This window comes from Akkermansia sp. N21169, assembly GCF_029854675.1.
GTDB lineage: Bacteria > Verrucomicrobiota > Verrucomicrobiia > Verrucomicrobiales > Akkermansiaceae > Akkermansia.
In genome coordinates this window covers 1-1,083 of sequence record NZ_JARWNC010000015.1, presented here as the reverse complement: position 1 = coordinate 1,083, position 1,083 = coordinate 1, and the positions used below count along the sequence as shown (strand labels likewise).

The 1,083-nt window shown below is 69.1% G+C and carries 1 protein-coding gene and 1 pseudogene; one reads left to right on the top strand and one right to left on the bottom strand.

The annotated features are described in order from the left end of the window. On the bottom strand, positions 1-353 hold a 353-nt coding region (locus QET40_RS00275; protein WP_280125165.1), incomplete at its 3' end, for an autotransporter domain-containing protein. On the opposite strand from QET40_RS00275, the pseudogene QET40_RS00270 reads away from it, so the two are divergent. Continuing rightward, positions 330-1,083: pseudogene (locus tag QET40_RS00270) on the top strand (hypothetical protein); the annotation flags it as partial. The gene QET40_RS00275 and the pseudogene QET40_RS00270 overlap by 24 nt on opposite strands.

Sequence of the window (1,083 nt, the reverse complement as noted above, 5' to 3'; positions counted from 1 at the left end):
TTCCCGTAGCTCGCCGTCATGGCGAGCCCCGCGGTGAATTTGCTGCTGAGGTTGGCGTCGACCCCGAAGGTGCCTCCCCAGGTGTTGTACTGGTAGCCCGCTTCGTCCCCGTCGGTGTTGAGGCGGTTGTAGGTGCCGGTGGCCTGCAGCCAGGTGTTCCACAGGGGGAGGTCTCCTTCGTAGCTGTACCCGTCGGGCAGCCCCATGGTGGTCATCCGGTTGCGCACCAGGGTCTGCTGGTAGCGGTAGTCGGCCTGCAGCGAGCCCAGGAGGCTCGTTACTGTGCTGCCCGCGGCGGCGGCCATGGTGCGGCTGGCTCCGGCACGGTCGTGGGCCTTGATGGAGGCGTCCACGGCGTTGAGGAGGGCGGCGAGGGTGCTGTCCCTGTCGGTGGTCTGCGGGTTGACGGTGACCAGGGCGTTGTCCATGAGGGCTCCGCCGCTGCGGGCCGTCTCGCTCTGCGCCTGGTGGACGTAGAAGCCGTTGCGGTTGGCGGCGGTGGTGAGGATCATGGTGCCCTCGACGGTTTCGACGCGGGATTGCGACGGGTCGAAGTATTTGCCGAAGAGTTCGTCGAAGACGAGGTTGATGCCTCCCTGCTGGCTGACTTTGGAGGCCAGGGCGATTTGCAGGGGCATGGTGCCGTGGATGACTTCCTGGCCGTCACCGGCCGCGAGGCGGACGGTGGCTCCCTCGGCGATGTCGAGGGTTTCCCTGCCTCCGGTGGTGACGAGGGGGCTCGTGGAGGAGAGGCTGCCGGAGGCTTCGGTGTTGAGGATGAAGCCGAGGGTGGAGTCTCCGCTGACGGTGCCTCCCCGGCGCAGGGTGAGGGTGTTGTTGGTTCCGTCCCCGTTGCCGGCGATGAGGGTGGCCGTGGAGCCGCCCGTGAGGGTGAGGCCGGAGTAGGTGGCGTCCCCGGAGGTGTAGTCGAGGGTGAGGGAGCCCCCTCCGGAGGCGGCGAGGGCGGCCGCCTTGCTGCCGGTGCCCGCGAGGGTGAGGGAGGCGTCCCTGCCGGAGGCGGCGAGGGTGCCGCCGAAGTCGGCGAGGGTGCCGGCGTAGGAGGCTTTCCCGGTGAGGGTGAGG